This is a genomic window from Shewanella sp. A22, from assembly GCF_053850585.1.
Window position 1 is genome coordinate 1 of record NZ_JBSQBN010000195.1, and the last position, 4,550, is coordinate 4,550.

Consider the following 4,550-nt stretch of genomic DNA (forward strand, 5'->3'; position numbering starts at 1 on the left):
AAGTGGAATACCTGAGAGACTCCATTCTGGCGGGTTTCAAAGTCCTTTATGCTTCGTTAGATGCTTTCAAAATAGAATCACTATTCGCTTCAATCATCTGCCTTGCCTACAGCACTTTGAACTCCCGTTGAAAGATCACATATTTAATAGGATTGGTATTACAACGTCTTTTCAACATGGACTGGGTAAAACATGTAAGGCAAGACAAAATAGACAAAGCTGTGATTGAATAAGCAAAATCTGATGTTTGTCATCGCAGCATGATAGTAAAATACGGTATCATGTCTCCATCACAATTGGAGGCGATATGAAAATTACTAAACATGCGGCGGTTACCATTCATTACCGCTTATCTGATGAGCAGGGTGTATTAATTGAAAGTTCATTTGAAAGTGAGCCAATGGTTTACTTACATGGTACAGAAAACTTAATACCTGGACTTGAAGCAGTTTTAGAAGGTAAAACGGCTGGCGAGAAAATTGAGACAAAAATTCCAGCAGATCAAGCTTATGGTGAATATCACCCGGGTTTAAAACAAGAAGTTCCTATCAGTGCATTTGGTGATGTTGAAGACATCGTTCCTGGTATGCGTTTTATTGCTGAAACAGAAATGGGTCAACGCCCAGTTCAAGTGACTGAAGTTAAAGATGAAGTCATTGTGGTTGATGGTAACCACCCACTGGCAGGTCAATCATTACATTTCAGTGTTGAAGTTATTACCGTGAGAGAAGCGACTGCTGAAGAACTATCTCATGGTCATATTCATGCTGAAGGAGGTTGTGGCAGTCACGGACACGATCATGAACATGAGTCATGTGGCACCGAAAAACCTGGTTGTGATGGTAATGGCGGCTGTGGCTGTCGTTAACACTTAATTGATTGCATTATTGGAATCGAAATTGAATTCCCATAACTCGTGTTGATAAGCCAATAAAAATATTGAAAATATTGAGGCGCTGTCTAGTTATTAGGCAGTGCCTTTTTATTTAGGTTATAATTCATCGGTAATTACATTTATGAGTAAGCAATAACCGTTAAGTACACTTGGCTAATGCAATCCTCATTAATTGGATATTCAACACAATAATGAATGTCGAAAGACGGAGTGCGTATGTTGATTAAACCTCTATACGAATTGTTACCTTTCACTTATATGTTTATAGGCAGCGTGAGCATTTTTCTGCTAGAGCCTAATTATGCCCTTATTGCTTCTGTATTAGTCTATTTGTATGGTGCACATGTTTATAACTTGCGATCCAAGAACCGACGTACAGATTTAAAACGGAAACGAAAATCTGGTTTTATGCCTGAAACGCTTTACGGTTTATTACCCTTTATTTATGTGCTAATTGCTGCGGGTCTGTATCGTTTTTACCCAAAGGATTCAAGCACTCTTTTTGCTTTATGCTTAACCACTTACGGTGGATATCTATTTTTTAGACGATTAAATTATCGTCATCATAGATTTCCTAGAGGGGTTAGTTAGTCATGATTTCATGATCAAACCAAGTAAAGTAAGCAATTGATTTAAAATTTTATTTGATTGCAGCTAGTCGAAAAATATTGAGGTGATGGTAAATAGGTTATAACGAGTGAAAAGCTTTCATCGCGTAAATTATGCGCAATTAACATTATGATTGACCTCAAATCACTCAGGTAATGATCAAAATATAATCATTGTGACAATGAATTTTAGTTAATCTAAAATCAGCTTTCTCACTAAATCCCTTTGATTATCAGGCATGTTTTTCAAATAATTCGAGCACCGTGTAATGGTTGCAATACTGACTTGATGATCGGCAGCGATTTGTCTTTGGCTTAACTCCCCAGCCAGTAAAGTTTGAAATACCTGTAAACGTCCAGAAACCGCACTGCGTTCCTCTTCAGTCAACAATAAATGAAATAATACCGACAAATCTTCCTCATTTGAATGAGTCAATATTCTATCTACGACTAAATTCCAGTTGGCACGCATAATGTTATTCTCTTTGTAAGTAATGCCGAAACAGTACAAGTGTACCAATTAACTTTACCAGTTTGCAAAATACTACCTTGATATTCATTGATAAACATATCGCAAACTTACAATAAAATTGTGTAGAATAAGTGTGACTGATTACACATTAATTCTCATAACGATATGTGTGACAGCAGTTATAAGTGCTTATGGAACCAGTGTCACTAGAGAAAAGAGAAGGATCATGATGAAAAAAACATTACTTGCCATTGCAACTACCGCAATGCTAATCCCTGCTGTATTTGCTAACAACTTCGAAGAGCCAGCTGACGCGATACAATACCGTCAAGCCGCTTTTGGCTTAATTGCTTACAACTTTGGCGATATGGGTGCAATGTTAAAAGGTAAAAAACCGTTTGATGCAGCCATATTTAACACTCGCGCAGCTAACGTTGCTGCACTATCAAAAATACCACATGAAGGCTTTATTGTCGGTTCAGATAAAGGTGATACTGAAGCCTTAGCAAAAATCTGGCAAGATAAGGCTGATTTTGATAGCAAAATGTCGACATTTCAAGATAATGCAGCAGCATTAGTCGTTGCAGCAAAATCAAACGATAAAAATCAAATTAAACAGGCTTTTAGTAATACAGGTAAAAGCTGTAAAGGTTGTCACGACGTTTACAAAAAAGACTAATTTGATCACAACCTGAATTGAACCGCTATTTATCTGGTTATTTATTCAAGCTATTGCGAAGATGTTCAGCAACAATAAAAAAGCCCATTCCTATGGGCTTTTTTATTGGCCTTGCAGTTTTTTGGACAAGTTATTTATCTATAAAAAGCTGACGACGGGCTCCAAAAGCAACCACCAAATACATCCAAGAATAACCGAAAAGATCAATAGAGCAAGCCAAGGTGACCGTAAATTCGGTGACACCATTTGCTCATTAACCTGCTTATAACCACTAAACATGGCTTTAAGAATATTGTCTCCCTTAACAACATGCAATATAACCGCAATAATGTGAATAGCCGCAAAGCCCAAAATAAAATTAAAATTAGTTTTGTGCAGCCAAGTTAACCAACCTGCCGTATCTGACGATACAAGATACATCAAAGGACCTTCAGTAAAAATTTCATCGGTAGCAAATAACCCTGTGGTTAACTGCACAACAAGTAAACTTAGCAATGCGATAACCATATACCCGCCTAAAGGATTATGACCAAGTGACGCGGGTTTGGGGTGTGCTTTTGCGTAAGTAATCACTTTTTTAGGGGATAGCAAGAAATCATGAAACTTTGCAGTCTCGCTACCAATAAAGCCCCAGATGAGCCTAAAAATAATCAGCGACATAAGTAGATAGGCCAAGATTTGATGCCATTGCATTTCACCGATTTCAGCCGTCCCCCACAATCCCCCTAGCAAACATACCATCGTCCAATGAAATAAACGGGTAGGAAAATCCCATACCTTTATTTTTTGTTGATCTATACTCATTAATATCAGTCCATATCCATTTGCTTATGCATCAATTATAAGCCAATCAAAAATGAATTAAATCCTATTCAGTAGTACAAATTGTGTTTATCAGGGAAATGTTTGATCTATACAGAGGGGAAATTAACGACCTGACAATATGAGGTATACGAACAGCTAATCATATCGATGAATAAAGCAGCGCTATAGATAATTTAGTATCAACTTATCCATACCAATATGGGCTGTTACAATCCGTAATACAAGCATATTTTGATGCTTTTTGTTAAGAAATGTCTAACAGATCAAATAAGCAACGTTCGTTATCTATAGCCAACAAAAACGTGATGCAGATCACGATTTTTACTGTAAACCTTGGTAATCTGAACTTAAGCAAACAACAAGAAGGTTCTAAATATGCTGAAAATCACTAGCAAACAACTTGAAGTCACTGCCCTTATCCGTGAACGTATCGAAGGACGATTAGAGAAATTAAGTCGACATGATATACAGTTAATTAACCCACACATTATTATTACGCAACAAAAGCAATTGTTTAAAATAGAGGCATCAGTTGGATTACCTAGTGGAGAGTTATTCGCCCAGGCAAAAAGTGAAAACCTATACGCAGCAATTACTGCAATGGGACAAAAGCTGGAAAAACAGCTAAATCGCCTGACCCATAAACCCCAGGCTCAACGCAATGTACCATTACCCAATGCTACAGAAAGCGAATTTGAGTATGACTATAAGGAGGAAAACGCCGCTTGATGTTATTTATATCTCACCAGCGCACCTTCGGGTGCGCTTTCTTTTGCCTGTAATAAACTAAACAAGCGCTTTATGCCAATCCGCATTAGAATTTGCTCTTTCAGCGAAAATTATCAGTGAGGTGATAAATTCACCCTTCAGGGCTGCCGGCTGCCCCCCCCATTATACCAATCCTATTAAATATGTGATCTTTAGCGGGAGTTCAAAGTGCTGTAGCAAGGCAGATGATTGAAGCGAATAGTGATCCTCGGTAACAAGCTCCTGCGTTACTCTACCTCCAGCATCTGACCGCCATGGAGGGTGGGAATGTCTTATTTTTTATGGAAAAAAATAGACCATGCC

At 37.8% G+C, this 4,550-nt stretch carries 6 protein-coding genes; 4 read left to right on the forward strand and 2 right to left on the reverse strand.

Translation table 11 applies throughout. From position 1 onward, the window contains the following. Positions 1–307: 307 nt before the first annotated feature. Entirely contained in the window at positions 308–868 is a 561-nt protein-coding gene (gene slyD, locus ACWXWT_RS19880) for a peptidylprolyl isomerase (protein WP_456043302.1), read from the forward strand. A 243-nt stretch (positions 869–1,111) separates the two neighbouring features. Next, positions 1,112–1,486 carry a hypothetical protein gene (locus ACWXWT_RS19885; protein WP_456043303.1) on the forward strand — a complete coding sequence of 125 codons (375 nt, stop codon included), beginning with the start codon at positions 1,112–1,114 and terminating at the stop codon, positions 1,484–1,486. 210 nt (positions 1,487–1,696) lie between these two features. On the opposite strand, the gene trpR is transcribed toward ACWXWT_RS19885, so the two are convergent. Continuing rightward, positions 1,697–1,975 (reverse strand): trp operon repressor, encoded by a 279-nt coding sequence (trpR, locus tag ACWXWT_RS19890; protein WP_456043304.1) that lies wholly within the window; start codon positions 1,973–1,975, stop codon positions 1,697–1,699. A gap of 229 nt (positions 1,976–2,204) precedes the next feature. Here trpR and ACWXWT_RS19895 point away from each other — a divergent pair, with 229 nt between their 5' ends. Then, a complete protein-coding gene (locus ACWXWT_RS19895; protein WP_456043307.1) occupies positions 2,205–2,654 on the forward strand; it encodes a c-type cytochrome in 450 nt (149 codons plus the stop codon). Positions 2,655–2,792: 138 nt separating this feature from the next. Here ACWXWT_RS19895 and ACWXWT_RS19900 read toward each other — a convergent pair whose 3' ends face one another. Next, positions 2,793–3,458 carry a cytochrome b/b6 domain-containing protein gene (locus ACWXWT_RS19900; protein ID WP_456043305.1) on the reverse strand — a complete coding sequence of 222 codons (666 nt, stop codon included), beginning with the start codon at positions 3,456–3,458 and terminating at the stop codon, positions 2,793–2,795. A 396-nt stretch (positions 3,459–3,854) separates the two neighbouring features. On the opposite strand from ACWXWT_RS19900, the gene hpf reads away from it, so the two are divergent. Beyond that, positions 3,855–4,208, forward strand: a complete 354-nt coding sequence (gene hpf, locus ACWXWT_RS19905) for a ribosome hibernation-promoting factor, HPF/YfiA family (RefSeq protein WP_456043306.1) — start codon at positions 3,855–3,857, stop codon at positions 4,206–4,208. Positions 4,209–4,550 lie beyond the last annotated feature (342 nt).

What these genes read in the sequence shown, in the direction of transcription:
- trpR (WP_456043304.1), bottom strand. Translation starts at nt 1,975, where the DNA reads ATGCGTGCCAACTGGAATTTAGTCGTAGATAGAATATTGACTCATTCA.
- ACWXWT_RS19885 (WP_456043303.1), top strand. Translation starts at nt 1,112, where the DNA reads ATGTTGATTAAACCTCTATACGAATTGTTACCTTTCACTTATATGTTT.
- hpf (WP_456043306.1), top strand. Translation starts at nt 3,855, where the DNA reads ATGCTGAAAATCACTAGCAAACAACTTGAAGTCACTGCCCTTATCCGT.
- ACWXWT_RS19900 (WP_456043305.1), bottom strand. Translation starts at nt 3,458, where the DNA reads ATGAGTATAGATCAACAAAAAATAAAGGTATGGGATTTTCCTACCCGT.
- ACWXWT_RS19895 (WP_456043307.1), top strand. Translation starts at nt 2,205, where the DNA reads ATGAAAAAAACATTACTTGCCATTGCAACTACCGCAATGCTAATCCCT.
- slyD (WP_456043302.1), top strand. Translation starts at nt 308, where the DNA reads ATGAAAATTACTAAACATGCGGCGGTTACCATTCATTACCGCTTATCT.